General features: G+C 38.2%; 1 protein-coding gene. It reads right to left on the reverse strand.

Going from position 1 to position 808, the window contains the following annotated elements; translation table 11 throughout:
- On the reverse strand, positions 1 to 341 hold a 341-nt coding region (locus BAZO_RS21015), incomplete at its 3' end, for a hypothetical protein (RefSeq protein WP_003333509.1).
- Between the last annotated feature and the right edge of the window lie 467 nt (positions 342 to 808).

An 808-nucleotide genomic window follows, 5' to 3' on the forward strand; every position in this document is an offset into this window, starting at 1 on the left:
ATAGGCGTGTAAGAAACAAAGAAATTTTCTTTAAATTCAGGCTTATAAAGTTGTCCAGTATAGCTTACAAACTCCCCATCAGGACTAATAGACTTTTCTGCAAGACCTACGACGTCGTAGAGCACAATTTTTTCAGCAATCAAATCATTCTCTAATTGCTCATTCGGATACCCAGTAATAGTAAGGCGGTCAATCTTTGTATGCAGGTAACCATATTTCATTGCCAAAGTCTTTCTGAATTCCTCAGGGTTCAATTTTTGAACATATAGCGGGCTATTAGAACCGCCCGCTCCCAAAGAGTTCAGTTCGCCATTCATATTTTGAAGAGTCAAATCAGTCATAAAAACCTTTCTAAGTTACATCATTTTCTCTAGGTGCGCTCTCCTAAATAAGAGCGCACCTAGTCAAATCACACATTGACACTATTTTAACAGTTCTATCGAACTAATACACATCTAACAAAGATAATAGATACGTTAGCTTAAGAAAACTAGCGCGCTACGCTTGCCGGCTGTATAAGTGCTTTAACATGAGCTTGAGCAATCGTATCACGTTTAGTGATACAATCGATTAAACTTACGTTAGAAACCCGCCCAGGCGCCTGGGCTCCTCCCCTGCAGGCAGGGGCAGTAAAACTAAGATTGAACAGACTGATTATCTTTTGACATCACGATTTGAGATAAAATCTGTCTGAAATCAACGTTTGATAAATCAGGACACTGAAAATATAAAGGATTTATATCTGTTGGTCTTTGAACATAACGTAATAGCCTTGATTGTAAGTATATATAATGAAGATCGGAAGAGC

It is taken from the genome of Schinkia azotoformans LMG 9581 (assembly GCF_000307855.1).
Lineage (GTDB): Bacteria > Bacillota > Bacilli > Bacillales > Bacillaceae_J > Schinkia > Schinkia azotoformans.